Origin of the sequence: Streptomyces ardesiacus (genome assembly GCF_003112575.1) — a bacterium.
GTDB lineage: Bacteria > Actinomycetota > Actinomycetes > Streptomycetales > Streptomycetaceae > Streptomyces > Streptomyces ardesiacus.
This window is the reverse complement of the sequence record NZ_BEWC01000002.1, coordinates 245,003-267,694: the sequence shown is the minus strand read 5'-3', so window position 1 is coordinate 267,694 and position 22,692 is coordinate 245,003. Positions and strand designations below refer to the sequence as shown.

The following is a 22,692-nucleotide window of genomic DNA, read 5'->3' as shown; positions in this document are numbered from 1 at the left end:
CTCACAGCACCTCCGGCGCGAGGGAGATGATCTTCATGAACTTCTTCTCGCGCAGCTCACGGCCCACCGGGCCGAAGATACGGGTGCCACGAGGGTCGCCGTCGTTCTTCAGAATGACGGCGGCGTTCTCGTCGAAGCGGATGTACGAGCCGTCCGGACGGCGGCGCTCCTTGACGGTGCGAACGATGACCGCCTTGACGACGTCACCCTTCTTCACGTTGCCACCGGGGATCGCGTCCTTGACGGTGGCGACGATGACGTCACCGATACCCGCGTAGCGGCGGCCCGAGCCACCGAGCACACGGATGGTCAGGATTTCCTTCGCACCCGTGTTGTCGGCGACACGCAGCCGCGACTCCTGCTGGATCACGTCTATCTCCTGAATGTCTGCCGGTTCCCCGGGAGTCGGTCACCTGGGTGAACGACTCCCGGAGCCTGGCGGAACTGTCCTGCGAGGAATGCCCCGCAGGAGATTTCTTACTTGGCCTTCTCGAGGACCTCGACGACGCGCCAGCGCTTCGTCGCGGAGAGCGGCCGGGTCTCCATGAGGAGGACGCGGTCGCCGACACCCGCGGCGTTCTGCTCGTCGTGCGCCTTGAGCTTCTCGGTACGGCGGATGACCTTGCCGTACAGGGCGTGGGTCACGCGGTCCTCGACGGCGACGACGACGGTCTTGTCCATCTTGTCGCTGACGACCAGACCCTGGCGGGTCTTGCGGAAGCCGCGCGCGGCCTTCGTCTCTTCAGTCACGTTGCTCTCGCTCATCAGGCGCTCTCCACCGTCTCGATGCCCAGCTCGCGCTCACGCATCAGGGTGTAGATCCGCGCGATGTCCTTACGGACGGCCTTGAGCCGACCGTGGTTCTCGAGCTGACCCGTCGCCGCCTGGAAGCGGAGGTTGAACAGCTCTTCCTTGGCCTCGCGGAGCTTCGCCAGAAGCTCCTCGTTGCCCAGCTCGCGCAGCTCGGACGCCTTGGTACCGGCCGACATCACGCTTCACCTGCCTCGCGCTTGACGATCCGGCACTTCATCGGCAGCTTGTGGGCCGCACGGGTCAGCGCCTCACGGGCGATCTTCTCGTTGGGGTAGGACAGCTCGAACATGACCCGGCCCGGGTGCACGTTCGCGATCCACCACTCGGGAGAACCCTTACCGGAACCCATGCGGGTCTCGGCCGGCTTCTTCGTGAGCGGGCGGTCCGGGTAGATGTTGATCCAGACCTTGCCGCCACGCTTGATGTGGCGGGTCATCGCGATACGGGCGGCCTCGATCTGGCGGTTGGTCACGTACGCCGGCGTGAGGGCCTGGATGCCGTACTCGCCGAACGCAACCTGCGTACCGCCCTTGGCCATGCCGCGGCGCTTGGGGTGGTGCTGCTTGCGGTGCTTGACCCTACGGGGGATCAGCATGACGGTCAGGCCTCCGTTCCGGTGCTCTCAGCCGGAGCGGCAGCGGCGGGCGCCTCGGCCTTGGGGGCCTCGGCGGCCGGAGCCGACTGCTGCTGCGGCTTGCGCCCACGACGCTCGCCACCGCGGCCACCGCGGGCCGGGCGGTCGCTGCCGCCACGGGCCGGACGGTTGCCGGCGCGGGCGGCGGCGTTCTCGGCGCGGACCTCGGCGATGTTCTTGACGTCGCCCTTGTAGATCCAGACCTTCACGCCGATGCGGCCGAAGGTCGTCTTGGCCTCGAAGAAGCCGTAGTCCACGTTCGCGCGGAGCGTGTGCAGGGGCACACGGCCCTCGCGGTAGAACTCCGAGCGGGACATCTCGGCGCCACCGAGGCGGCCACCGCACTGGATCTTGATGCCCTTGGCGCCGGCCTTCATCGTGCCCTGCATGCTCTTGCGCATGGCGCGACGGAAGGAGACGCGGGAGGAGAGCTGCTCGGCGACGGCCTGGGCCACCAGCTGGGCGTCGGTCTCGGGGCTCTTGACCTCGAGGATGTTCAGCTGGACCTGCTTGCCGGTGAGCTTCTCGAGCTGACCGCGGATCTTGTCGGCCTCCGCACCGCGGCGGCCGATGACGATGCCCGGACGAGCCGTGTGGATGTCCACGCGGACGCGGTCACGGGTGCGCTCGATCTCGACCTTGGAGATGCCGGCGCGCTCCATGCCGGACGTCAGCATCCGACGGATGGCGACGTCTTCCTTGACGTAGTCCTTGTACAGCTTGTCGGCGTACCAACGCGACTTGAAGTCGGTCGTGACACCGAGCCGGAACCCGTGCGGGTTTACCTTCTGGCCCATTACCGGGTTCCTTCCTTGCTGCTGACGACCACGGTGATGTGGCTGGTCCGCTTGCGGATCCGGTAGGCGCGGCCCTGGGCGCGCGGACGGAACCGCTTCAGGGTCGGGCCCTCGTCGACGTACGCCTCGGAGATGTAGAGGCTGTCGGCGTCGGTGTGGTCGTAGTTGTGCGCGGCGTTGGCGATGGCGCTGTCCAGCACCTTGCCGACCGGCACGCTCGCGGCCTGCGGGGCGAAACGCAGGACCGCCTGAGCCTCCGTGGCATCCATGCCACGGATGAGGTCCACCACGCGGCGGGCCTTCATGGGCGTGACGCGGATGTACCGCGCCTGGGCCCTGGCTTCCATGGTTGTCCCTTCAGTGTTTGTCATGGTCATTCCACCCCGCTGTTAGCGGCGCTTCGACTTCCGGTCGTCCTTGACGTGACCCCGGAAGGTGCGCGTCGGCGAGAACTCGCCGAGCTTGTGGCCGACCATGGACTCGGTGACAAACACCGGGATGTGGGTCTTGCCGTTGTGCACCGCGATCGTGTGGCCGAGCATCGCCGGGACGATCATCGAGCGACGGGACCAGGTCTTGATGACGTTCTTGGTACCGGCTTCGTTCTGCGTGTCCACCTTCTTGATCAGGTGGTCGTCGACGAAGGGTCCCTTCTTCAAGCTACGAGGCATCTCAACCCGTCCTTAGCGCTTCTTGTTCGTCTTGCGGCGGCGGACGATGTACTTGTTCGACGCCTTCTTGGGCGAACGAGTACGGCCTTCCTTCTTGCCCCACGGGGACACGGGGTGACGACCACCGGAGGTCCGGCCCTCACCACCACCGTGCGGGTGGTCCACCGGGTTCATGACCACACCACGGACGGTCGGGCGAACGCCCAGCCACCGCTTGCGGCCCGCCTTGCCCCAGTTGATGTTGCTCTGCTCGGCGTTGCCGACCTCGCCGACCGTGGCGCGGCAGCGCTGGTCGACCAGGCGGATCTCTCCGGACGGCATGCGCAGGTGGGCCATCGAGCCCTCCTTCGCGAGCAGCTGCACGGAGGCACCGGCGGAGCGGGCGAACTTGGCGCCGCCACCGGGACGGAGCTCGATCGCGTGGATCGTGGTACCGACCGGGATGTTGCGGAGCGCCAGGTTGTTGCCCGGCTTGATGTCGGCCCCGGGACCGTTCTCGACGCGGTCGCCCTGCTGCAGGTTGCGCGGGGCGAGGATGTAGCGCTTCTCGCCGTCGGCGTAGTGCAGCAGCGCGATGCGCGCGGTGCGGTTGGGGTCGTACTCGATGTGCGCGACCTTCGCCGGCACGCCGTCCTTGTCGTGCCGACGGAAGTCGATGACGCGGTAGGCGCGCTTGTGTCCGCCACCCTGGTGGCGAACGGTCACACGACCGGCGTTGTTACGGCCGCCCTTGCTGTGCAGGGGGCGGACCAGCGACTTCTCCGGCGTGGACCGCGTGACCTCGACGAAGTCGGCGACGGAGGAGCCACGGCGGCCCGGCGTCGTCGGCTTGTACTTGCGGATTCCCATTTCTCAGTCCTCGTCCGATTCCGGACGATCCGGACCTCCGTCAGGAGGTCGGACCGCCGAAGATGTCGATACGGTCGCCCTCGGCGAGGGTCACGATCGCGCGCTTGCTGTCGGCACGCTTGCCGAAGCCCGTGCGGGTCCGCTTCCGCTTGCCCTGGCGGTTGATCGTGTTGACCCCGGTGACCTTGACCGAGAAGACCGCCTGGACGGCCTCCTTGATCTGGGTCTTGTTGGAGCCCGGCGCGACGATGAACGTGTACTTGTTCTCGTCGAGGAGCGCGTAGCTCTTCTCGGACACGACCGGCTTCAGCAGCACGTCACGGGGGTCCGTGAACGCCTTGCTGGCCGGGGTGACGACGGTGTTCTTGCCCTCGGCCTCGTGGCGGCGCGCCTTGGCGACGCGCGCGGCCTTGGCGGCCTTGGCCGCCTTGGAGGCGATGCTCGGGTGACGCGTAGCCATCAGGCCTCGCTCCCTTCGGTGTCATTGGCCTTCGGGCCGGACACGAAGGACTCGAAGGCGGCCTGGGTGAAGACCACGTCGTCCGAGACGAGAACGTCGTACGTGTTCAGCTGGCCCGGCTCCAGGATGTGGATCTGGGGCAGGTTGCGGGCGGACAGCCACGCGGCCTCGTCGGTGCGGTCGGCGACCAGGAGCAGGTTCTTGCGCTCCGAGATCTTGCCGAACAGCGTCCGGGCGGCCTTCGTGGACGGGGTCTCGCCCTCGATGACGCCGGTGACGACGTGGATGCGGTTGTGGCGGGCCCGGTCGGTGAGGGCGTGGCGCAGGGCCGCGGCCTTCATCTTCTTCGGGGTCCGCTGCGAGTAGTCACGCGGCTGCGGGCCGTGGACGACGCCACCGCCGGCGAACTGCGGCGCACGGGTCGAACCCTGACGGGCGCGGCCGGTGCCCTTCTGGCGGTACGGCTTCTTGCCGCCACCACGGACCTCGCCGCGGGTCTTGGTCTTGTGCGTGCCCTGGCGGGCAGCGGCCAGCTGCGCGACGACGACCTGGTGGATCAGCGGAATGCTGACCTTCTCCACGCCGAAGATGCCCTCGGGCAGCTCGACGCTTCCGGTCTTCTCGCCGGCCGGCGAAAGGATGTCAACAGTGCTCATCGGTTACCTCAGGCCCCCTTGGCCGCGGTGCGGACCAGGACGAGGCCGCCGTTCGGACCGGGAACCGCGCCCTTGATGAGCAGCAGACCCTTCTCCGCGTCAACGGCGTGGACGGTCAGGTTCTGGGTGGTGACCCGCTCGTTGCCCATGCGGCCGGCCATGCGGAGGCCCTTGAACACGCGGCCCGGGGTGGCGCAGCCACCGATGGAACCGGGCGAGCGGTGCTTGCGCTGGGTGCCGTGTCCGGCGCCGAGGCCCTTGAAGTTGTGACGCTTCATGACACCGGCGAAGCCCTTGCCCTTGCTCTTGCCGGTCACGTCCACCTTGATGCCGGCCTCGAAGACCTCGGCGGTGACTTCCTGACCGAGGGTGTACTCGGCGGCGTCGGCCGTACGGATCTCGACGAGGTGGCGGCGGGGAGTGACGTCGGCCTTGGCGAAGTGGCCCTTGAGGGGCTTGTTCACCTTGCGCGGGTCGATCTCGCCGAACGCGATCTGGACGGACTCGTAGCCGTCGACGTCGTTCGTGCGGACCTGGGTGACGACGTTGGGGCCGGCCTTGACGACGGTGACCGGAACAACGCGGTTGTTCGCGTCCCACACCTGCGTCATGCCGAGCTTCTCGCCCAGGATGCCCTTGATCTGCTTAGCCATTCTCAGATCACCGGCCTTCAGAGCTTGATCTCGATGTCGACACCGGCCGGGAGGTCGAGTCGCATCAGAGAGTCAACGGTCTTGGGGGTCGGGTCGAGGATGTCGATCAGGCGCTTGTGCGTGCGCATCTCGAAGTGCTCGCGCGAGTCCTTGTACTTGTGCGGCGACTTGATGACGCAGTACACGTTCTTCTCAGTGGGCAGCGGCACCGGGCCCGCGACCGACGCACCAGTGCGGGTCACCGTCTCGACGATCTTCTTCGCCGAGGAGTCGATGACCTCGTGGTCGTAGGCCTTGAGCCGGATGCGGATCTTCTGTCCCGCCATGGCTACTCAGTAGTCCTGTCTCTCGTAACGCTCTGGACCCGGTGGTCCTTGTCCATTCCGCTCCCCCTCCGACCCACGCGGTCGGGCGTGTCGCGCTCCCGCTGACACAGATGTCCCTTTTCAGGACTTCCCTGCCGGGGAGTGCGGGCCCTTCCGGAACCGCGGACCGGGGGCGAGAGGCCCACCGGGCGCCTGGCCGGCACCCCGCTGACGCTTCCCGGAAGATTCCCGTACGTCCGCCCCTGAACAGGGACGACGAGTACTGTGGGACTCGCTTCCGGTCCCCCCGGCGGGAGGCGCGCAGCATCGGCACTCGACCGAGCAACCCCGCTAGTCTGCCATACGGGGCATCGGGGTGGCCAATCGGGCCGGAGAGAATACCCCGGGGGTGGCGGAGATCAAACTCAGGCACTTCCGGATTCCGGTTCGCCGCTGTGGGGCCGGTGCAGTCGTGCCACAGCGAACTGGATCAGCTCCTTGATGCCTATCTCTCGCGTGCGCCGTTCTGCGTGGTCCAGTCCGCCAGGTACCAGGCGCCGTGCCACTCGACGCGCCACACCGTGCCGTGGCGGGTCTCGACGAACGCCCCCGATGGCTCGCAATTCGCCGAGCAGGCGCTGCGGGTCGGTGAGGCCACCTCCCTTGTTGGTGCTCCGGCCACGGGTACGCGTGTTGGCGAACCTCATTCTGAGGAACGGCACCGGCGCCCGGTCCAGGTCCGTCAACCCGAGCATGCGGTAGCGCGTGACCGCCTCGTCCACGCTTTCCTCTCCGGAGAATTCGCAGGCGTAGGCGGGATACGTCAGCCGTACGTGTTCCGTCGGCTCCGGCTTCTCCGCACGGTAGAAGCGGTGCACCTGGGGCGCGATGGCCACGACGGCATCGAAGCGGCGCCCGTCCATGTTCCCGCCATGATCAGGTGCACGAGTATCCGCCGGGCTCCGCTACAACCACTCTCCGTCGTCGTCCTGAGCGTCGGCCGAGCCGTCGCGCACGACCACGACCAGCCGCACCGGCGCGTCCGTGTCGTCGTGCTTGACTGCGGCCAGGACGACCTTGTCCAGGATGCGCCACGCGGTGTGGTCGATGTAGTCCGCGCCGTCGGTCAGGTCCTCTTCGACGCTCTGCGACCGTCCCCCGAAGACACCGGCTTCCAACTGGGCAACAAGGTTCGGCAGCTCTGCGGTGGCCGCATCGTGGAGCTCGTCGATGTAAGTGTCCGGATCCGACCACTCCTCATCGACGTCTCGGTGCCAGAGTGTGAACTCCACCTGCACCGAGGGCCCGTCGCCCTGGATCCACGCATGGGCGTCGGCTCGCCGCCACGTCGTCGCCCACTCCTTCGCCGGATTCCTGCGCTCGCCCATCCAGCCCGCAGCGTCGAGAACGGCCGCCGCCGCCCGTCCCGTGAGCTCGTCGAGCCCGGCCAGCTGACCCACTTCCGCGCTGACGTCAACCATTAATTCGTGCTTCCGTGTCCGCGCGAGGCCATGTCGGTCCAACCGGCCACTACCGCGCTCCTCACGAGTTTCTGACATTGGCCGACCATGCGTTGAATCACCGAGTCTCGCTGCGGAAGTACGCGCGGACAACCTGCATTCACCACCGGCCGAGGCGGGGACCGGACCCGCCGGAACACCACCCCTCGCCCTCCCCCGTGACCGGTGACGCCGCCGTCAGCAGGCGGTCCGGCGACGTCCCGTCAGCGCCGTCGACGCAAGGCATTCCACAGGTCGCTGACCGCGTACGTGGCCTCCAGCCGCCGAGTCTCCAGTTTGTCCTGTACCCGCGACACGATCTCCCGCCACTTGAACCACAGGGGCAGTTGCCTGAACGGCACGAAGGTCAAGGTGTCGTCGATGGCGTTCACGGCGATGCTTCTGCGGCCGTGACCTTCCGCCCGCAGCACGGCGTACAGTTCCGGGGTCAGCGCGCCATTGAGTCGCGCCGCGGTGCCCGCCGCCGTGAAGGCGAATCCCCGCTGTGCGACGTCCTCCAACTGCGTCGCCCGGACGATTCGAGGCGATGCCTCCTCCAGGGAACAGTTGAAGGCCAGCCCGATCACCGCCGTCCCGAGCCAGGACTCACCGCGGTCGAATGCCGCATCCACCTCGGCGGGGTCGTCGATACCCAGCAGCCCATCGCCACTTTCCCAGTCCCACTCGAACGCCATGACCGTCTTCTCCTCCTCCCATGTTCAGTCTTTGCATGTGGCGATCGGTCCATGACGTTATGCGACGCGTCCGCCGAGGACAGCTTCGACTGCGCCGAGGACAGGTTCTGGCGGCTTCCCTCGCCTTCGCCGGCGCCCGGTCCGCCAACGCCTGCGCCCGCTCCAGCTTCGGCTAGAAGTCCGCGAGCGCGTCGCCGCACCCGTACGGCTTCTCCAGCTTCCTCAAGTTCTTCGGCACACCCGAGGACTCGTCCTTGAAGACCGTCGCCGACTTCCCCGCCCACTCGGCCAGGGCCGACTCCCCGGCCATGCCCTTCACCAGACGCAAGGCCTCCGAGACGTCGCCGGCGGAGTCGTGCAGCGTCTTCGCGAGCGTGCGCACCCGCTGAGGAAAGACTCTCCTGCCGTCAGCTCCGCGACGCGTGGGTCACGAAGCCGCCTCTGCCTCCGGCGTGAGTGCCTGACCGACTGTCGCGGGCTCGTCACCCACGCCCTCGCGCCGCGCCGCGGTCACTGCGGCAGCGTCCAGAAGCGCGAGTCCCGGGCAGGTGCCGGATGGACCGGCAGGCGGGAGAAGTCGATGTGGGCGTCGGCGTCCGGGTCGCCGGTCGGGGGGAGCAGGTGGTCGCCGCGGCCGTAGTAGGCGGACAGGGCCCAGAACTCCGGTGCCTCGTGGCACATGAGGTCCGGGTACGGGGCGATCTCCAGGTCCGCGTACTGGCGGTTGATCCTCGCCACCGCCTCCGGGCGGGAGATGCCGCAGCGGTCCACGAGTACGTCGGCCATGTCCCGGAAGTACTCCAGCATTCCCTCGTCCAGGTCGAGGACGAACTCCGCGGTCACCGCTCCCCCGCCCCCTCAGCCCACGAACCGGAACGTGGACGTGATCGCGTCGAAGATGTCGAAGAAGGAGTCCGCCAGGTCCAGGACCTGGCTGCTGCCCGCCACCAGGGCGACCTTGCCCTCCTGGCCGGGGACGGGGATGTAGGTCTGCATCAGCACCGCGCGGACCGTGCGGTTGAGGGCGTCGCCCGGGACCGGGACGTCCTCCACGCCCTGGGTGCGGGCGGCGGGGCCCACGCCGGGGATGTCGACGGTGGTGACCTTGCGCCAGGAGTCGCCGGGTTTCCTCGCCTCCTTGACGGCCAACTGGCCCGCGACGGCGGCCGGGTCGGTGGGGAGCGGGTCCCCGGAGGACGTGCGGCCGCCGACCAGGGAGACGGTGACCGAGCCGGTGATCGGGGTGTCGCCGCCGAAGCTCTCCGCCATGCAACCGCAGTACAGCGCGCCCGACTTCCACGCGTCGGACGCCGCCTTCTGGAGGAAGGTGACGTAGGCGGAGCGGGAGGGGGCCAGCTCCGGGTACCGGCGGACGCGGTCGTCGACCATGCGGCGGATGGAGTCGTCCCGGGACTCCGGGCGTACGTCGAACTCCCACCAGGACTCCGGGACCTTGATCCGGAAACCGCCCCGCTCGACGGTCAGAGCCTCCGTGTAACGGGCCATGTCGCGCCCGGCCTCCCCGTTCGTCACTCGCACCGGTGTTCCGACATGGTCCCACCGATCGACGGGCCCGTCACTCGCGAAGCCGCGCGAACGACGCGTCCAGGCCCTTCTTCAGCATGCGCGACACGGGGCGTTCCACCCAGCGGTGGATCAGGTAGCTCAGCAGCAGGAAGGCCGTGATCACCGCGACGACCAGCAGGCGGGCGTCCGTCGTGTCGCGGAGGCGGGCGATGAGGGACGTGCCGGCGGCGTAGTGGACCAGGTAGAGGGGGTACGTCATGGCGCCCGCCGTGACCAGCCACTTCCAGCGGATCCGGTCGGTGTGTCCGAGCGCGACGGCGACCATGAGGAGCAGGAAGACGGTGAAGATCGCCACGCTGCCGCGCCAGCCGGAGACGTGCTCGACCTCCTCGATGCGCTTGCCCAGCTCCATCTGCCCCATCAGCCACGCCATGGCGAGGATGCCCCACAGGAGCAGGTCCTGGCCGAAGCGGTGCATGAGGTAGAGGGCGAGACCGGCGATGAAGTACCAGGCGCCGTCCGGGTTGGCGACCAGTTCGAGCAGGGGCAGGCCGGCGGCCGGCGCGAGCATCGCGACCGCGCCCCACACGCAGCAGAAGACCACGACCCTGCGGTAGGTCAGGCCCATCGCGACGACGACCAGGAAGAGGAGATAGAAGCGCAGCTCGGACCAGAGGGTCCAGTAGACGCCGTCGACGTTGGGCACGCCGGAACCGGCCTGGAGCATGGTCAGGTTGAGCAGCACCTCGCGCGGTTGCAGCCGCTCCCACACGCCGGGTACGGCGACCAGCACGGCCGTGGTGAACAGGACCGCGAACCAGTACGCCGGGTAGAGCCGGATCACCCGGGAGACGAAGAACTGGCGCGGGGTGCGGCCCCAGCAGGACATGCAGATCACGAAGCCGCTGATGACGAAGAAGATCTCGACGCCTATCCAGCCGTAGGACGCGAGGCGGAAGACCGTGGGCATGATCTCGGACACCGGGCGGTCCCAGATCAGGTTCCCGGGCTGGTCGGTGCGCCAGGTGCCGGCGTAGTGGTGCGCGGCCACCATCAGGGCGGCCAGCAGGCGGATGCCGTCGAGGACGTACAGCCGGCCGCCCGTGCGCTTGCGGCCCGCGGGGGCGGGGTCCGACGACGGTGGCACGGCGAGCGGCGGGAGCGGTTCTCTCAGCCGGCCCCGGGCTTGTCCCGGACGGCCCTCGGCCTGTCCCGGACGGCCCTGGGTTTGCCCCGGCCCGCCCCGGGCTTGTTCCGGCCGGGCCTCCGTCCCCTCTCGCACCGATGTTCCGTTGTCCACTGCGCGCACCATTCGAACAGACAAGAACAGTGCTCACCCGAACGGTAGGGGGTTCGGCCAACCGCCGCCCGGACTCCGCGACCTGTTCGCGGACCGTTCGCTTCCGGTTCAGCCGACGCCCCGGCGACGCCCTGCCCGGAGGACTCAGTCGCGCTTCGCGACCGTCAGCAGCACCACCGAGTCCTCCAGCGCCTCCAGGCCGTGGCGGGCCGGGGGGATCAGGACGAGGTCGCCCGTGCGGCCGTCCCAGGAGTCGTCGCCGCTGGTGAGGCGGACCCGCCCGCGCAGAACCTGGACGGTCGCCTCACCGGGGTTCTCGTGCTCGGCGAGGGTCGTACCGGCGGTCAGGGCGAGCAGGGTCTGGCGCAGCACCAGTTCGTGGCCGCCGTGGACCGTGGTGGCGCTGCGGCCGCTGGAGGAGGCGGCGGCGCGTTCGAGGTGTTCGCGGGCGAGGGCGTCGAGGGAGAGTTTCCGCATGGGCGCCAGTGTCGCCGTGCGCCCCGGACGGCCACCAGGGCCATACGGGGCACACCTCACCCACGCACGTCCTCACCCACGCACGTGCTCGCGGACACGTCCGTCAGATGACGCCCTGCGCCAGCATCGCGTCGGCCACCCGCTCGAAGCCGGCGATGTTCGCACCGGTGACGTAGTCGCCGGGGGCGCCGTAGCGCTCGGCGGTGTCGTGGCAGGTGGTGTGGATGCTGGTCATGATCGACGCCAGCTCCTCCTCCACGCGCTGCGACGTCCACGACGTACGGGCGTGGTTCTGCGCCATCTCCAGCGCGCTGACCGCGACGCCGCCCGCGTTGGCCGCCTTGCCGGGGCCGAAGGCGACACCGGCCTTCTGGAGGAGGTGGACGGCCTCGAGGGTCGCCGGCATGTTCGCGCCCTCGGAGACCGCCTTCACGCCGTTGCGGATCAGGGTCTCGGCGTCCTTCTCGTCCAGCTCGTTCTGCGTGGCCGACGGGAGGGCCAGGTCGGCGGGGACGTCCCAGACGCTGCCGCCGGCGACGAAGCGGGCCGAGGCGCCCCGGCGCTCGGCGTACGCGTCGACCCGGCCGCGCTCGACCTCCTTGATCTGCTTGAGCAGGTCGAGGTCGATGCCCTTCTCGTCGACGACGTAGCCGGAGGAGTCCGAGCAGGTGACGGCGTTGGCGCCGAGGGCGGTCAGCTTCTCGATGGTGTAGATCGCCACGTTGCCGGAGCCCGAGACGACCGCGGTCTGGCCCTCCAGGTCCTCGCCGCGCTCGCGCAGCATCGCCGCCGCGAAGAGCACGTTGCCGTAGCCGGTCGCCTCCGGGCGGATCAGCGAGCCGCCCCAGCCCGCGCCCTTGCCGGTGAGGACACCGGCCTCCCAGCGGTTGGTGATCCGGCGGTACTGGCCGAAGAGGTAGCCGATCTCCCGGCCGCCGACGCCGATGTCACCGGCCGGGACGTCGGTGTGCTCGCCGATGTGCCGGTACAGCTCCGTCATGAAGGACTGGCAGAACCGCATGACCTCCGCGTCGCTGCGCCCGTGCGGGTCGAAGTCGCTGCCGCCCTTGCCGCCGCCGATGCCGAGGCCGGTCAGCGCGTTCTTGAAGATCTGCTCGAAGCCCAGGAACTTGATGACGCCCAGGTTGACGGACGGGTGGAAGCGCAGACCGCCCTTGTACGGGCCCAGCGCGCTGTTGAACTCGACGCGGAAGCCCCGGTTGACGTGGACCCGGCCCTGGTCGTCCTGCCACGGCACCCGGAAGATCACCTGGCGCTCCGGCTCGACCAGGCGCTCGATGAGGCCCGGCTCCGCGTACTCGGGGCGGGACGCGATCACCGGGGCGAGGGTTTCCAGGACCTCGTGGGCTGCCTGGTGGAACTCGGGCTGGGCCGGGTTGCGGTGCTCGATCTCGGTGAGCAGGTGGTCGAGGGTGGTCTGCGTCTCGCTTCGCGTCGTCACGGGGGCCCTTTCTGGCACGGCTGGACACCGGAGACCGGACGGGGGCGCGGGTGCACACGTCCACGGGATGCGCTGGGTGCACCCGCGTCGTGCACGGGGGTGGCACGCCTGTCCGGTCGGGTCCGGTGGTGGGCGCTCGGCGCCGTTGCCGCGCGCGGGACACTTAAGTGTTACGCGCATGTAAACATCCACGCCAGCACCCGGCGCAGGGTGCGACCACTATGTGAGACCCAGTTTTCGCATAACGGGTGATAGTGAGCACGGAGCGCCACCATCCGGGGGCGTGGCGTCAGTCTCCCCCGCCGTTGAGCATCTCGGCGGTGAGGACGTTGCCCGCGACGCCCCAGCCGCCGTCGGGCACCTCGTCGACGAGGACGACGGTCGTGGGGCGGGCCCGTTCGCCGTAGATCTCCGCGTAGAGGTCGGTGGTGCGCTCGATGATCTTCTTCTTGTCCTCGGCCGTGAGCGTGTGCGCGGGGACCTTGAAGTGGGCAAAAGGCATCTCAGATCATTCCTCCGTTGGCGCGCAGAATCTGGCCGTTCACCCAGTGCCCGGCGGGGCTGGACAGGAAGGCGACCACCTCGGCGATGTCCTCGGGGGTGCCCAGTCGCTCCAGGGGCGGGGTCTTGGCGAGCCGGTCGATCTGTTCCTCGGTCTTGCCGGTGAGGAACAGGTCCGTGGCCGTCGGACCGGGGGCGACCGTGTTGACGGTGATGTCCCGCCCGCGCACCTCCCGCGCCAGGATCATCGTCATCGCCTCCACGGCGCCCTTGCTCGCCGCGTACGCGCCGTAGGTCGGGAACTGCGTGCCGACGACGGACGTCGAGAAGCCCACGAAGGAGCCCCCGGCCCGCAGGCGGCGGGCCGCCTCCCGCGCGACGACGAAGGTGCCGCGGATGTTGGTGCGGTGCATGGCGTCCAGGTCGGACAGGTCCAGGTCGGCGATGGTCGACAGGCTCATGCGGCCGGCCGAGTTCACGACGACGTCGACGCCGCCGTACTCCTGCTCCGCCCGGTCGAACAGCGCGGCGGTCTCCTTCTCCTCCGCCACGTCGGCCCGTACGGCGACGGCACGTCCGCCGGCCCCGGTGATCGCCGCCACGGTCTCGTCGGCGGCCGAGGCGTCCCGGGCGTAGTTCACGACGACGGCCAGGCCGTCCTCGGCGAGCTTGCGCGACACGGCCCGGCCGATGCCGCGCGAGCCGCCGGTCACGATCGCCGTGCGGGGGCCCGCCGGCGTATCGGTGGTGGTGTTCGCGTTCGTGGTCATGGGTCCACGATGGACCCGGCCGCCCCGCGCAGCCAGGGGATGCCGTCCCCTGGGTCACGGGCCCGGCCCGGCGCACAATGAACGGCATGAGCGCTGTGAAGTACGCCGAGCTGGGAGCGTTCCTGCGGTCGCGGCGGGAGCGGATCCGCCCGGCCGACGTCGGGCTCCCGGCCGGGCCGCGCCGCCGCGTGCCGGGGCTGCGCCGCGAGGAGGTCGCCCATCTCGCCGGGGCGTCCGTGGACTACTACAACGAGCTGGAGCGCGGCGCCGGGTCCCAGCCGTCCGAGCAGATGCTCGCCGCGCTGGCGCGTGCGCTGCGGCTGTCCGGCGACGAGCGGGACTACCTGTACCGGATCGCCGACCGGCCGGTGCCCGTGCAGGGCGGGGCCGCGTCGCACGTCCACCCCGGCATGCTGGACCTGCTGGGGCGACTGGACTCGACCCCGGCGCAGGTGATCACCGACCTGCACGTCACCCTCGTACAGAATCCGCTGGCGGTGGCGCTGCTCGGGGACCACTCCGGCTTCCGGGGGCCCCGGGCCAGCCTCGTCCACCGGTGGTTCACCGAACCCGACGCCCGGCGCCTGTACCCGGAGGACGACCACGAGGAGAAGTCCCGCTCCTTCGTCGCCGACCTGCGGGCCGCCGCCGGGCGCAGGGACGCGGACGACGCGGAGGCCGGCGCGCTGATCCGCACGCTGCTCCGCGTCTCCCCCGAGTTCGCCGCGCTGTGGGCCGACCACGACGTGGCCTTCCGACGGCGCGAGGACCGCAAGCGCCTCGTCCATCCCACGCTGGGCCTGATCGAGGTCAACTGCCTCCACCTCTTCAGCGAAGACGGGCGTCAGCGGCTCCTCTGGTTCACTCCGGCGGTGGGGACGGACAGCGCGGGGTTGCTGGAGCTGCTGTCGGTGGTCGGCACGCAGGAGGTCGTCGAGCCGACGGTCAGCGCTGCGACGCGTACGGCAGGAACGTCGCCCAGGCGGCGGGGGTGAGCGTGAGGCGCGGTCCGTCGGCGGTCTTGGAGTCGCGGACGTGGACGGTGCCGGGGGTGAGGGCCAACTCGACGCAGGAGTTGCCGTCCGTACCGCTGCTGTAGCTGCTCTTGAACCACACCAGTTCGGTCTCGCGGATCATGTTTCTCCCAGCAGTTCTTCGATGAAGGCGCGTGACTCTCTCGGTGGGAGAGCCTGCGCCCGGATGGTGCCATACCGCAGCTCGAGGATGCGCAGTTCCCTGGGCTCAGCAGTCGGCCGACCGTTGAACGCACCATCGCTACGCCCCACCGCCGTGCCGTCCGGAAACTTCAGTAGCTCGATCTTGCCGTCCACACCCGGGTGGGCGTCAGTGTTCGTCGGCATCACCTGAAGCGAGACGTGGTTCAACGATCCCACCTCCAACAGGCGTTCGAGCTGCTGCCGCCACACCATTGTGCCGCCAACCGGCCGTCGCAGCGGCGCCTCTTCCAGGACGAAGTGGATCGACGGTGCCGGATCGCGTTCGAAGACCGACTGTCGAGCCAGGCGGGCAGCCACCATGCGCTGTACGTCGTCTGCGGAGTACGGCGGTTGGGCCGCCTCCATCAGCGCGCGAGCGTGCTCCGGCGTCTGCAAGAGCCCGTGGACGCTGTTGCACTCGTAGATGCCGATCTCGACGGCCTTGCCCTCCAACTTCCCCAGCTCCCGGACCTTCTTCGGGTACCGGACCTTCTTCACGTCCTCCCACGCCGCCGAGATGAGCCCACCGGCTCCCAGCACCTCGTCGGCCCTGTCCAGATACTCCTGCCGGGGAATCCGCTTGCCGCCCTCGACCTTGTAGACCAGGTCCTCGCCGTACCCGACCGCCACCCCGAAGTCGCCGGCCCGCAGGCCCGCCGCCTCGCGCCGGAGCTTCAACTGCCGCCCCACCGTGGTGATGACCGCGACGCCCCACTCGTCGTCGGGGTCGACCTCCCACCCCGACTCGTCCGTCTCGACCGGCATCCCCCACCCCTTCCCCGACAGCACCGACACCACTGGACAAGCACCGGACAGTCACCGTACGTACCTGCTGAGTCACTTCTCACGGTACGCACACACCGCCACGCTGAGTGACGTGAATCAGGAATCCACCACCGAACTCACCGCGTCCATCCGCACCTTCGGCGTCCAGCTCTCCCCCACGCCACGCGGCGCCCGCCTCGCCCGCCTACTCGCGACCGAACAGCTCCGCGCCTGGGGCCTGCCCCTGGACCCGGCGCGCCTCCTCGTCGCCGAGCTGGCCAACAACGCGGCGGACCACGGGCGCGTCCCCGGCCGCGATTTCCGGCTCGCCCTCTACGTCGTCGGCGACATCCTCCGCATCGAGGTCACCGACACCCGGGGCCAGGAACTTCCCGCCCCCCGGAAGCCGGCCTCCGACGCCGAATCGGGCCGTGGCCTGCTCCTGGTGGAGGCGCTGGCGCACCGCTGGGGAGTGACCGAGGGACGCTTCCCGCGCAAGACGGTCTGGGCGGAACTGCGCTGTACGGCACCGGAACCCACGTCCTGAGGTTCCGGTGCCGCCGGTGCCCTACCAAGACAAAGAACCCGGGAGAATGACCCCCGCCAAGCCCCACCCCTCCCGCCCGGAGCGCGTCATCACCCGGGCGGGTGAACATCACCGGCTCGGCTGGATTTCAGGGTCCCCAACTCCCCTACTCTCAGCGCAAACAACCGAAAAGACATCGGCCCCCGCTGGGACTGGCATCCCGGACGAGGGCCTAACCACCAAGGAAGCAATACCCAAGGAACTTCCCGATGGATACCCAAAACACTAGCGCGCCCCCGCGCGCCGAGTCAGCCCCTGCTGACAATCCGTCCCGTACGCGTCGCCACGGCTGCGGCCTCACCCACGACAACGTCCGCCACACCACCGGCTTCGTGGTGATCGGCAGCCACCTGGTCCAGCACAAGGAACTGTCGCTCCTGGCGATCGGTCTGAGCTGCCACCTCCAGTCGCTGCCGACCGGTGCGGGCGCCGACATCAAGTCGCTCGCCGCCCGCTTCCCGGAAGGCCCGACCCGTATCGCCGCCGCCCTGCGCGAACTGGAGGCCCACGGCTACCTGCGCCGCGAGCGCCACCGCACGGAGACCGGCCGCATCGTCACCCGCACCGTCTCCTGCAACCAGCCGCAGGCGGGCCGCCGCCGCGAACCGGCCGACACGGGGTGCCCGCCCGCGAAGCGCACGCCCGCACCACCGCGTCGTACGGCGCCCAAGGCGCTGCCCGCGGTACCGCGCCCGAGCAGCACCGCCCCCGGCCTCCTTGAGGCGGCCCTCGACCTCCTGACCGACCTGCGACGACGCGACCCACGGCTGCTGCTGTCCGCGGCCGAGACGGCCCACCTGGCACCGGGCGTCGCGGCCTGGCTGGAGCGTGACGTCGGCACCCGCGCCGTACGCCACGCCCTGAGCGACGGGCTCCCCGACGAGCCCCTTCGCCGCCCGGCCGCCCTTCTGGCCCACCGACTCGCCGACCGGCTGCCGCCCCCGCCGCCGCTCAGAACGCCGGCCGGTCCGCCACCACGGCGGTACGAGGTGCGCAACTGCGACGGCTGCGACCGCGGCTTCCGCGCCCCCGAGACCGAAGACCGCTGCCGCGACTGCCGCGCAACCGCCCTCCCGTAACCGAAGCAAGGAACCCCATGGTCAGTCCGCCCCACGAGGCGATGCACCGCATCTTCCAGCACGACCCGGGATTGTTCAGCCGCGTCACGCACTTCCTCGGAGTCGACCTTCCCAGGCCCACCGGGGCGACGGCGCTGCCGACCGACCTCACCGAGGCCAGCCCCGTCGAGCGCCGGGTGGACACGCTCCTGCGCTTCGAAACCGAGGAGCGGGGGCCGTTCCTCCTCGCGGTCGAGGCCCAGGGAAGGAAGGACCCTGACAAGCCGGCGAGCTGGGCGTACTACGTCTCGTACCTGTGGACGAAGTACCGGCTGCCCGCAGCGCTCCTGGTCGTCTGCCAGGACCACGCCACGGCGAGATGGGCGCAGCGGGCCGTGACCAGCGGACCGCCCGAGTTGCCCACCCTTACTCTGCGCCCCCTGGTCGCCGGCCCCCACAACATGCCGGTGATCACGGAGCCGGACGAGGCCCGGGCCGACCTCGTCCTGGCCAGTCTGGCGGCCATCACACATGCTGCGGAGCCGGTCGTCAATGCGATACTGAAGGCCCTGTCCACCGCATTGCGGGACGTGCCCGAAGACATCGCCGCCCCCATCGTCGAATTCACCGCACACGGGCTGGGCAACCGCCCGGTCAGGCACCTCTGGAGGAATCTGGTGGCCGTGGACCTCTCCTTCTACAAGTCGTACATCTCCGAAGAGATCCGCGACGAAGGCCGCGAACAGGGCCGTGAACAAGGCCGCGTCCAGCAGGGTGCCCAGGACGTCCTGCTGGTCCTCGAACAGCGCGGTCTGGCCGTCTCCGACGACATCCGTAGGCGCGTGACGGAGTGCGGCGACCCCGAGGTGCTCCGCCACTGGCTCGCACGAGCCGTCACCGCGCCCACCGCCGAGGACGTCTTCGAGGGCGAGTAGCCCTCCCGGCTCACGCCAGCGTGGTGACGCAGAACGGGTGCCCCGCCGGATCCAGCAGCACGCGCCAGCGGTCCGGCTGGGGCTGGAAGTCGGGCTTCACCGCGCCCAGGGCGAGCAGCCGGGCCTCCCCCGCGTCCAGGTCGTCGGTGCCGACGTCGATGTGGGCCTGCTTCTCCTGGTCGGTGCCCGGCCAGGTCGGCGGGCGGTAGTCGGGGAGGCGGTTGAAGCCGAGGCCGGGGGCGCCGTCCTTGCCGCCGAGGAAACAGAAGTCGTCCGTCTGGAAGGTGACGGAGAGGCCGAGGACGTCGCCCCAGAAGCGGGCGAGCTCGACGGGGTCGGAGCAGTCGAAGGTGACGGCCGAGTAGCGGAAGGCCGGGAGCGTGGTCTCGGGGGTGTTCTCCGTTGTCGTCATGGGAGGACCGTAGAGCGTGACCAGGACAGGTTCGGTCCTGGTCGCTCATCCTTCGGTGGCAGACTTGCCCACCGTGCTCAGTACTTCCGCCCGGCTGCTGCGGCTGGTCTCGCTGCTCGCCGTCCGTCCCGCCTGGACCTGCGCCGAGCTGGCCGAGCGGATGGAGGTGACGGAGCGGACCGTGCGGCGGGACGTCGCCCGGCTGCGGGAGCTGGGGTACGCCGTCGACTCCGACCCGGGGCCCTGGGGCGGGTACCGGCTGCGGCCGGGGACGCGTACGCCGCCGCTGATCCTGGACGACGAGGAGGCCCTCGCCGTGGCCGTCGGGCTGCGGGAGGCCGCGCTGAGCGGGGCGCTCGGCGGGGACCAGGCCGCGCTGTCGGCATTGCTGAAGCTGCGGCAGGTGCTGCCGCGGCGGGTGGCGGAGCGGCTCGCGGAGATGGACTCCGCGTTCGTGCAGACGCCGAGGGCGGCCGGGGAACCGCAGGTCGCGGCGGGGATGCTGCTGGAGCTGGCGGGCGCGTGCCGGCGGGGCGAGCGGGCGCGGATGGCGTACCGGGACTGGGCGGGGCGGGCCAGTGTGCGGGACGTCGATCCGTACCGGCTCGTGCACACCGGGCGGCGCTGGTACTTCGTGGCACGGGACGTCGAGCGGGACGAGTGGCGGACGTTCCGGGCCGACCGGGTCGAGCGGGTGCAGCCGACCGGGCGGGCCGTCGAGTTCACCGGCCCGCTGCCCGATCCGGCGCTCCTCGTGTCCCGCGCCACCGCGACCGGACCGTACGCGGTGCTGGCCACCGTCCGCCTGCCGGTGCCCGGGGAGCAGGCGCTGCGGCTGATTCCCGCCACGGTCGGACTGCACCGCGCCGACGGTCCGGACGCCACCGTCGTGGAGGTCGGCGGGTCCAGCGCGGAGATGCTGGCCGCATATCTGCTGGGCCTCGGTACGCCGCTGCGCGTGCTGGCGCCCGACTCCGTACGGGAGGCGCTGCTGCGCCTGACGCGTGAGGTGCTCGCCGCGAACGAGGACGCGAGTACTTGAAGTTTCCTCCACAGGTCCGTACCAACCCCTTGCCCCGGTCCTCCCCGCGTCGCAAGCTCCCCTCATGGAGCTGGAGTTGCGGCATCTCAAGACGGTCCGGGCCATCGCCGACGCCGGCAGTCTCACCAGGGCGGCGACGGCTCTCGGGCTCGCACAGCCCGCGTTGAGCGCACAGCTCAAGCGGATCGAACGGGCCCTGGGCGGAGCGCTGTTCGTCCGGGGACGGCACGGCGTACGGGCCACCGCGCTGGGCGAACTGGTGCTGGAACGCAGCCGGATCGTGCTGCCCGCGGTGACCGAGCTGCAGCAGGAGGCGGCCCGGTTCGCCCGCGCGCCGCGCACGGCGGAGCGGCTGCGGATCGGCGGCACCCACGGGCCCCTGCTGGGCGCCCTCCTCGACCGGCTGGCCGGAGTGGCACCCGACGCCCGGATGACGACCTGCACCTCCTGGTCCGAACGGGAGCTGGCCGGACAACTCAGCGAAGGACGCCTGGACTTCGCGCTCGCCGGGACCTGCGGCACCGCGCCGCCGCCCGCGGGCGAGGGGCTGGTGTGGCGGGAGGTCGCCGTGGACCCGGTGTTCGTGATGATGCCCGAGGGCCACCCGCTGGCCGACCGCGCCGAGGTGGACCTGACCGAGCTGGCCGACGAGGAGTGGGCCTGCGTACCGGGCGACGGCTGCTTCGGCGACTGCTTCACCGCCTCCTGCGCCCGCGCCGGTTTCACCCCGCGCCGCATGTACGAGACGGACACCGCCTCCGTCGTGCACCTGGTGCAGGTGGGGCGGGCGGTCGGGCTGTGCCGGGCGACCTTTCCGACCACGCCCCGGGCCGTGACCCGCCCGCTCACCGGCACCCCGCTGACCTGGCGGCACCTGCTGGGCTGGCACGCGGCGACCCAGCGGCAGGACACCGCGGGCGCCGTGCTCTCCCAGGCCCGCATGGCGCACGCGAGCGTGGCGGCGAACAGCGACAGCTACACGGAGTGGCTGTCGGCCCACCGGGTCCCCTGAGCCCTCCGCCCCGGCCCGTACGTCTTCCATAACGCCGGGGAGAGGGACGACTGAGCTCTTATGGCGGCCGCTCGCCCCTCCCTACGGTTTCGGCACCTCCCACCGAGACCGAGGAGATCCCCCATGCACCACCGACACCGACACCGCAGAGCCATGGGTGCCGCCGTCGCGGCGACCGCCGCCCTGCTCGTGGCCGGGCTCAGCGGCTCCGCGAGCGCCGGGACGGCACCCGCCGACCGCACCCCCACCGCGGCGGAGTCCCTGCGCACCGACGCCGCGCCGCCCGCTCTGCTCAAGGCGATGCAGCGGGACCTCGGCCTCGACCGTCAGCAGGCGGAGCGCCGCCTCGCCAACGAGGCCGAGGCGGGCGCCACCGCGGGCCTGCTGCGGGCCGCGCTCGGCGGCGACTTCGCGGGCGCGTGGGTGGACGGTGCCGAGTCCGGCACCCTGACGGTGGCGACGACGGACGCCGATGACGTCGCCGCCATCGAGGCCCGGGGCGCCGAGGCCAGGGTCGTACGCCACTCGCTCGCCGACCTGGACGCGGCCAAGGCCCGCATGGACAAGGCGGCGGCCGGTCTCGACACCGCCGACGCGCCCGTCTGGTACGTCGACACCCGCACCAACACCGTCGTCGTCGAGGCGATACGACCGGCCGCGGCGCGTTCGCTGCTGGCGGCGGCCGGTGTCGACCGTTCCCTCGCCCGCGTGGAGAGCCGCACCGAGCGGCCCCGCACCTTCTACGACCTGCGCGGCGGCGAAGCGTACTACATCAACAACAGCAGCCGCTGCTCGATCGGCTTCCCGGTCACCAAGGGCACCCAGCAGGGCTTCGCCACCGCGGGCCACTGCGGCCGGGCCGGTTCCAGCACGACGGGCTCCAACCAGGTGGCCCAGGGCACCTTCCAGGGCTCGGTCTTCCCCGGCCGCGACATGGCGTGGGTGGCCACCAACTCCAACTGGACGGCGACCCCGTACGTCAACGGCGCCAGCGGGCAGAACGTCCAGGTCACCGGGTCCACGGCCGCCGCGGTCGGCGCGTCCGTGTGCCGCTCCGGCTCGACGACCGGCTGGCACTGCGGCACCGTCACGCAGCTCAACACCAGCGTCACCTACCAGGAGGGCACCGTCTCCCCGGTCACCAGGACCACGGTGTGCGCCGAGCCCGGCGACTCGGGCGGCTCCTACATCTCCGGCAGCCAGGCGCAGGGTGTCACCTCGGGCGGATCCGGCGACTGCCGGTCCGGCGGCGAGACCTTCTTCCAGCCGGTCAACGCCCTGCTCCAGAACTACGGGCTCACGCTCAAGACCACCGGCGGCAACGACGGCGGCGGTGACGACGGCGGGCAGCAGCCCGGCGGCACCTGGGCGGCCGGCACCGTCTACCAGCCGGGCGACACCGTGACCTACGGCGGCGCCACCTACCGCTGCCTGCAGGGCCACCAGGCCTACGCGGGCTGGGAGCCGCCGAACGTTCCCGCGCTGTGGCAGCGGGTGTGACGGTGTGACGCCCCACTGACCCCCCACAGGGGGACAACGGGGGACGGGTCCGGGCGTGCGTGAGGGAGAGCGCCCGGGCCCGGTCACGTCGTTCCC

At 70.4% G+C, this 22,692-nt stretch carries 33 protein-coding genes; 7 read left to right on the top strand and 26 right to left on the bottom strand.

The window, feature by feature from the left end; all coding sequences use genetic code 11:
• Position 1 precedes the first annotated feature (1 nt).
• From rplN to Sdi02f_RS08110, 23 genes are all read right to left on the bottom strand, one after another.
• Positions 2 to 370, bottom strand: coding sequence for a 50S ribosomal protein L14 (gene rplN, locus Sdi02f_RS08220; protein ID WP_003974257.1), 369 nt, complete (start codon positions 368 to 370; stop codon positions 2 to 4).
• Between the two features lie 107 nt (positions 371 to 477).
• Positions 478 to 765 carry a 30S ribosomal protein S17 gene (gene rpsQ, locus Sdi02f_RS08215; protein WP_003974258.1) on the bottom strand — a complete coding sequence of 96 codons (288 nt, stop codon included), beginning with the start codon at positions 763 to 765 and terminating at the stop codon, positions 478 to 480.
• Positions 765 to 989 (bottom strand): 50S ribosomal protein L29, encoded by a 225-nt coding sequence (gene rpmC / locus Sdi02f_RS08210; protein WP_003974259.1) that lies wholly within the window; start codon positions 987 to 989, stop codon positions 765 to 767. Before rpmC ends, rpsQ begins: the two co-directional genes overlap by 1 nt.
• Positions 989 to 1,408 (bottom strand): 50S ribosomal protein L16, encoded by a 420-nt coding sequence (gene rplP, locus Sdi02f_RS08205; protein WP_003974260.1) that lies wholly within the window; start codon positions 1,406 to 1,408, stop codon positions 989 to 991. The genes rpmC and rplP overlap by 1 nt, the downstream gene beginning before the upstream one ends.
• Before the next feature lie 5 nt (positions 1,409 to 1,413).
• Positions 1,414 to 2,244 carry a 30S ribosomal protein S3 gene (gene rpsC / locus Sdi02f_RS08200; RefSeq protein ID WP_030400226.1) on the bottom strand — a complete coding sequence of 277 codons (831 nt, stop codon included), beginning with the start codon at positions 2,242 to 2,244 and terminating at the stop codon, positions 1,414 to 1,416.
• Positions 2,244 to 2,591 carry a 50S ribosomal protein L22 gene (rplV, locus tag Sdi02f_RS08195; RefSeq protein ID WP_019329637.1) on the bottom strand — a complete coding sequence of 116 codons (348 nt, stop codon included), beginning with the start codon at positions 2,589 to 2,591 and terminating at the stop codon, positions 2,244 to 2,246. The genes rpsC and rplV overlap by 1 nt, the downstream gene beginning before the upstream one ends.
• Before the next feature lie 42 nt (positions 2,592 to 2,633).
• Entirely contained in the window at positions 2,634 to 2,915 is a 282-nt protein-coding gene (rpsS, locus tag Sdi02f_RS08190) for a 30S ribosomal protein S19 (protein ID WP_003974263.1), read from the bottom strand.
• A 12-nt stretch (positions 2,916 to 2,927) separates the two neighbouring features.
• A complete protein-coding gene (gene rplB, locus Sdi02f_RS08185; protein ID WP_030400225.1) occupies positions 2,928 to 3,764 on the bottom strand; it encodes a 50S ribosomal protein L2 in 837 nt (278 codons plus the stop codon).
• Positions 3,765 to 3,804: 40 nt separating this feature from the next.
• Positions 3,805 to 4,224 carry a 50S ribosomal protein L23 gene (rplW, locus tag Sdi02f_RS08180; protein WP_007443985.1) on the bottom strand — a complete coding sequence of 140 codons (420 nt, stop codon included), beginning with the start codon at positions 4,222 to 4,224 and terminating at the stop codon, positions 3,805 to 3,807.
• Complete coding sequence (gene rplD / locus Sdi02f_RS08175) at positions 4,224 to 4,880, bottom strand: 50S ribosomal protein L4 (protein ID WP_030400224.1); 657 nt, start codon at positions 4,878 to 4,880, stop codon at positions 4,224 to 4,226. The genes rplW and rplD overlap by 1 nt, the downstream gene beginning before the upstream one ends.
• Before the next feature lie 8 nt (positions 4,881 to 4,888).
• On the bottom strand, positions 4,889 to 5,533 hold the full coding sequence (rplC, locus tag Sdi02f_RS08170) for a 50S ribosomal protein L3 (RefSeq protein WP_030400223.1): 645 nt from the start codon (positions 5,531 to 5,533) through the stop codon (positions 4,889 to 4,891).
• 17 nt (positions 5,534 to 5,550) lie between these two features.
• The gene (rpsJ, locus tag Sdi02f_RS08165; protein ID WP_003948644.1) at positions 5,551 to 5,859 is read right to left on the bottom strand and encodes a 30S ribosomal protein S10; all 309 of its coding nucleotides are present in this window, start codon (positions 5,857 to 5,859) and stop codon (positions 5,551 to 5,553) included.
• Between the two features lie 404 nt (positions 5,860 to 6,263).
• Positions 6,264 to 6,761 carry a hypothetical protein gene (locus Sdi02f_RS08160; RefSeq protein WP_108933018.1) on the bottom strand — a complete coding sequence of 166 codons (498 nt, stop codon included), beginning with the start codon at positions 6,759 to 6,761 and terminating at the stop codon, positions 6,264 to 6,266.
• A 42-nt stretch (positions 6,762 to 6,803) separates the two neighbouring features.
• Entirely contained in the window at positions 6,804 to 7,319 is a 516-nt protein-coding gene (locus Sdi02f_RS08155; RefSeq protein WP_108933017.1) for a hypothetical protein, read from the bottom strand.
• 242 nt (positions 7,320 to 7,561) lie between these two features.
• Complete coding sequence (locus Sdi02f_RS08150; RefSeq protein ID WP_108933016.1) at positions 7,562 to 8,032, bottom strand: hypothetical protein; 471 nt, start codon at positions 8,030 to 8,032, stop codon at positions 7,562 to 7,564.
• Positions 8,033 to 8,204: 172 nt separating this feature from the next.
• A complete protein-coding gene (locus Sdi02f_RS36830; RefSeq protein WP_368668280.1) occupies positions 8,205 to 8,414 on the bottom strand; it encodes a hypothetical protein in 210 nt (69 codons plus the stop codon).
• A 128-nt stretch (positions 8,415 to 8,542) separates the two neighbouring features.
• Positions 8,543 to 8,875 carry a hypothetical protein gene (locus tag Sdi02f_RS08140; protein WP_037824520.1) on the bottom strand — a complete coding sequence of 111 codons (333 nt, stop codon included), beginning with the start codon at positions 8,873 to 8,875 and terminating at the stop codon, positions 8,543 to 8,545.
• A 15-nt stretch (positions 8,876 to 8,890) separates the two neighbouring features.
• The gene (locus Sdi02f_RS08135; RefSeq protein ID WP_053638575.1) at positions 8,891 to 9,538 is read right to left on the bottom strand and encodes a hypothetical protein; all 648 of its coding nucleotides are present in this window, start codon (positions 9,536 to 9,538) and stop codon (positions 8,891 to 8,893) included.
• Between the two features lie 70 nt (positions 9,539 to 9,608).
• Positions 9,609 to 10,706, bottom strand: a complete 1,098-nt coding sequence (locus Sdi02f_RS08130) for an acyltransferase family protein (RefSeq protein WP_245962163.1) — start codon at positions 10,704 to 10,706, stop codon at positions 9,609 to 9,611.
• Between the two features lie 297 nt (positions 10,707 to 11,003).
• Entirely contained in the window at positions 11,004 to 11,336 is a 333-nt protein-coding gene (locus Sdi02f_RS08125; protein WP_030400214.1) for a cupin domain-containing protein, read from the bottom strand.
• 103 nt (positions 11,337 to 11,439) lie between these two features.
• The gene (gene gdhA / locus Sdi02f_RS08120; RefSeq protein WP_030400213.1) at positions 11,440 to 12,798 is read right to left on the bottom strand and encodes an NADP-specific glutamate dehydrogenase; all 1,359 of its coding nucleotides are present in this window, start codon (positions 12,796 to 12,798) and stop codon (positions 11,440 to 11,442) included.
• A gap of 289 nt (positions 12,799 to 13,087) precedes the next feature.
• A complete protein-coding gene (locus Sdi02f_RS08115) occupies positions 13,088 to 13,300 on the bottom strand; it encodes a 4-oxalocrotonate tautomerase family protein (RefSeq protein WP_030400212.1) in 213 nt (70 codons plus the stop codon).
• Between the two features lies 1 nt (position 13,301).
• Complete coding sequence (locus Sdi02f_RS08110; RefSeq protein WP_030400211.1) at positions 13,302 to 14,069, bottom strand: SDR family oxidoreductase; 768 nt, start codon at positions 14,067 to 14,069, stop codon at positions 13,302 to 13,304.
• A 77-nt stretch (positions 14,070 to 14,146) separates the two neighbouring features.
• Between Sdi02f_RS08110 and Sdi02f_RS08105 the strand changes: the two genes are divergently transcribed.
• Positions 14,147 to 15,064: a helix-turn-helix transcriptional regulator gene (locus tag Sdi02f_RS08105; protein WP_174843320.1), complete on the top strand. Its 918-nt coding sequence runs from the start codon at positions 14,147 to 14,149 to the stop codon at positions 15,062 to 15,064.
• Here Sdi02f_RS08105 and Sdi02f_RS08100 read toward each other — a convergent pair.
• Together Sdi02f_RS08100 and Sdi02f_RS08095 are read right to left on the bottom strand one after the other, a co-directional pair.
• Positions 15,015 to 15,206: a DUF397 domain-containing protein gene (locus Sdi02f_RS08100; RefSeq protein WP_031185277.1), complete on the bottom strand. Its 192-nt coding sequence runs from the start codon at positions 15,204 to 15,206 to the stop codon at positions 15,015 to 15,017. The genes Sdi02f_RS08105 and Sdi02f_RS08100 overlap by 50 nt on opposite strands.
• A complete protein-coding gene (locus tag Sdi02f_RS08095; RefSeq protein WP_031185276.1) occupies positions 15,203 to 16,051 on the bottom strand; it encodes a helix-turn-helix domain-containing protein in 849 nt (282 codons plus the stop codon). Before Sdi02f_RS08095 ends, Sdi02f_RS08100 begins: the two co-directional genes overlap by 4 nt.
• 112 nt (positions 16,052 to 16,163) lie before the next feature.
• On the opposite strand from Sdi02f_RS08095, the gene Sdi02f_RS08090 reads away from it, so the two are divergent.
• From Sdi02f_RS08090 to Sdi02f_RS08080, 3 genes are all read left to right on the top strand, one after another.
• Positions 16,164 to 16,598, top strand: a complete 435-nt coding sequence (locus tag Sdi02f_RS08090; RefSeq protein ID WP_108933014.1) for an ATP-binding protein — start codon at positions 16,164 to 16,166, stop codon at positions 16,596 to 16,598.
• 248 nt (positions 16,599 to 16,846) lie between these two features.
• Entirely contained in the window at positions 16,847 to 17,716 is an 870-nt protein-coding gene (locus tag Sdi02f_RS08085) for a helix-turn-helix domain-containing protein (protein ID WP_108933013.1), read from the top strand.
• 17 nt (positions 17,717 to 17,733) lie between these two features.
• The gene (locus Sdi02f_RS08080; protein ID WP_108933012.1) at positions 17,734 to 18,630 is read left to right on the top strand and encodes an RpnC/YadD family protein; all 897 of its coding nucleotides are present in this window, start codon (positions 17,734 to 17,736) and stop codon (positions 18,628 to 18,630) included.
• Positions 18,631 to 18,640: 10 nt separating this feature from the next.
• Here Sdi02f_RS08080 and Sdi02f_RS08075 read toward each other — a convergent pair whose 3' ends face one another.
• A complete protein-coding gene (locus Sdi02f_RS08075) occupies positions 18,641 to 19,042 on the bottom strand; it encodes a VOC family protein (RefSeq protein ID WP_108933011.1) in 402 nt (133 codons plus the stop codon).
• A gap of 73 nt (positions 19,043 to 19,115) precedes the next feature.
• Between Sdi02f_RS08075 and Sdi02f_RS08070 the strand changes: the two genes are divergently transcribed.
• The 3 genes from Sdi02f_RS08070 (at position 19,116) to Sdi02f_RS08060 (ending at position 22,596) form a co-directional block, all read left to right on the top strand.
• Positions 19,116 to 20,084 (top strand): helix-turn-helix transcriptional regulator, encoded by a 969-nt coding sequence (locus Sdi02f_RS08070; protein ID WP_031083292.1) that lies wholly within the window; start codon positions 19,116 to 19,118, stop codon positions 20,082 to 20,084.
• A gap of 64 nt (positions 20,085 to 20,148) precedes the next feature.
• The gene (locus tag Sdi02f_RS08065; RefSeq protein ID WP_030400202.1) at positions 20,149 to 21,096 is read left to right on the top strand and encodes a LysR family transcriptional regulator; all 948 of its coding nucleotides are present in this window, start codon (positions 20,149 to 20,151) and stop codon (positions 21,094 to 21,096) included.
• Between the two features lie 123 nt (positions 21,097 to 21,219).
• A complete protein-coding gene (locus tag Sdi02f_RS08060) occupies positions 21,220 to 22,596 on the top strand; it encodes an alpha-lytic protease prodomain-containing protein (protein ID WP_108933010.1) in 1,377 nt (458 codons plus the stop codon).
• Positions 22,597 to 22,692: the final 96 nt, after the last annotated feature.

What these genes read in the sequence shown, in the direction of transcription:
- Sdi02f_RS08155 (WP_108933017.1), bottom strand. Translation starts at nt 7,319, where the DNA reads ATGGTTGACGTCAGCGCGGAAGTGGGTCAGCTGGCCGGGCTCGACGAG.
- Sdi02f_RS08080 (WP_108933012.1), top strand. Translation starts at nt 17,734, where the DNA reads ATGGTCAGTCCGCCCCACGAGGCGATGCACCGCATCTTCCAGCACGAC.
- Sdi02f_RS08095 (WP_031185276.1), bottom strand. Translation starts at nt 16,051, where the DNA reads ATGCCGGTCGAGACGGACGAGTCGGGGTGGGAGGTCGACCCCGACGAC.
- rplC (WP_030400223.1), bottom strand. Translation starts at nt 5,533, where the DNA reads ATGGCTAAGCAGATCAAGGGCATCCTGGGCGAGAAGCTCGGCATGACG.
- Sdi02f_RS08135 (WP_053638575.1), bottom strand. Translation starts at nt 9,538, where the DNA reads ATGGCCCGTTACACGGAGGCTCTGACCGTCGAGCGGGGCGGTTTCCGG.
- Sdi02f_RS08160 (WP_108933018.1), bottom strand. Translation starts at nt 6,761, where the DNA reads ATGGACGGGCGCCGCTTCGATGCCGTCGTGGCCATCGCGCCCCAGGTG.
- Sdi02f_RS08075 (WP_108933011.1), bottom strand. Translation starts at nt 19,042, where the DNA reads ATGACGACAACGGAGAACACCCCCGAGACCACGCTCCCGGCCTTCCGC.
- rplB (WP_030400225.1), bottom strand. Translation starts at nt 3,764, where the DNA reads ATGGGAATCCGCAAGTACAAGCCGACGACGCCGGGCCGCCGTGGCTCC.
- rplW (WP_007443985.1), bottom strand. Translation starts at nt 4,224, where the DNA reads ATGGCTACGCGTCACCCGAGCATCGCCTCCAAGGCGGCCAAGGCCGCC.
- Sdi02f_RS08110 (WP_030400211.1), bottom strand. Translation starts at nt 14,069, where the DNA reads ATGACCACGAACGCGAACACCACCACCGATACGCCGGCGGGCCCCCGC.
- Sdi02f_RS08125 (WP_030400214.1), bottom strand. Translation starts at nt 11,336, where the DNA reads ATGCGGAAACTCTCCCTCGACGCCCTCGCCCGCGAACACCTCGAACGC.
- rpmC (WP_003974259.1), bottom strand. Translation starts at nt 989, where the DNA reads ATGTCGGCCGGTACCAAGGCGTCCGAGCTGCGCGAGCTGGGCAACGAG.
- rpsS (WP_003974263.1), bottom strand. Translation starts at nt 2,915, where the DNA reads ATGCCTCGTAGCTTGAAGAAGGGACCCTTCGTCGACGACCACCTGATC.
- Sdi02f_RS08065 (WP_030400202.1), top strand. Translation starts at nt 20,149, where the DNA reads ATGGAGCTGGAGTTGCGGCATCTCAAGACGGTCCGGGCCATCGCCGAC.
- rplP (WP_003974260.1), bottom strand. Translation starts at nt 1,408, where the DNA reads ATGCTGATCCCCCGTAGGGTCAAGCACCGCAAGCAGCACCACCCCAAG.
- rplD (WP_030400224.1), bottom strand. Translation starts at nt 4,880, where the DNA reads ATGAGCACTGTTGACATCCTTTCGCCGGCCGGCGAGAAGACCGGAAGC.
- Sdi02f_RS08115 (WP_030400212.1), bottom strand. Translation starts at nt 13,300, where the DNA reads ATGCCTTTTGCCCACTTCAAGGTCCCCGCGCACACGCTCACGGCCGAG.
- Sdi02f_RS08060 (WP_108933010.1), top strand. Translation starts at nt 21,220, where the DNA reads ATGCACCACCGACACCGACACCGCAGAGCCATGGGTGCCGCCGTCGCG.
- rpsQ (WP_003974258.1), bottom strand. Translation starts at nt 765, where the DNA reads ATGAGCGAGAGCAACGTGACTGAAGAGACGAAGGCCGCGCGCGGCTTC.
- Sdi02f_RS08100 (WP_031185277.1), bottom strand. Translation starts at nt 15,206, where the DNA reads ATGATCCGCGAGACCGAACTGGTGTGGTTCAAGAGCAGCTACAGCAGC.
- Sdi02f_RS08105 (WP_174843320.1), top strand. Translation starts at nt 14,147, where the DNA reads ATGAACGGCATGAGCGCTGTGAAGTACGCCGAGCTGGGAGCGTTCCTG.
- rpsC (WP_030400226.1), bottom strand. Translation starts at nt 2,244, where the DNA reads ATGGGCCAGAAGGTAAACCCGCACGGGTTCCGGCTCGGTGTCACGACC.
- Sdi02f_RS08150 (WP_108933016.1), bottom strand. Translation starts at nt 8,032, where the DNA reads ATGGCGTTCGAGTGGGACTGGGAAAGTGGCGATGGGCTGCTGGGTATC.
- rpsJ (WP_003948644.1), bottom strand. Translation starts at nt 5,859, where the DNA reads ATGGCGGGACAGAAGATCCGCATCCGGCTCAAGGCCTACGACCACGAG.
- Sdi02f_RS08085 (WP_108933013.1), top strand. Translation starts at nt 16,847, where the DNA reads ATGGATACCCAAAACACTAGCGCGCCCCCGCGCGCCGAGTCAGCCCCT.
- rplV (WP_019329637.1), bottom strand. Translation starts at nt 2,591, where the DNA reads ATGGAAGCCAGGGCCCAGGCGCGGTACATCCGCGTCACGCCCATGAAG.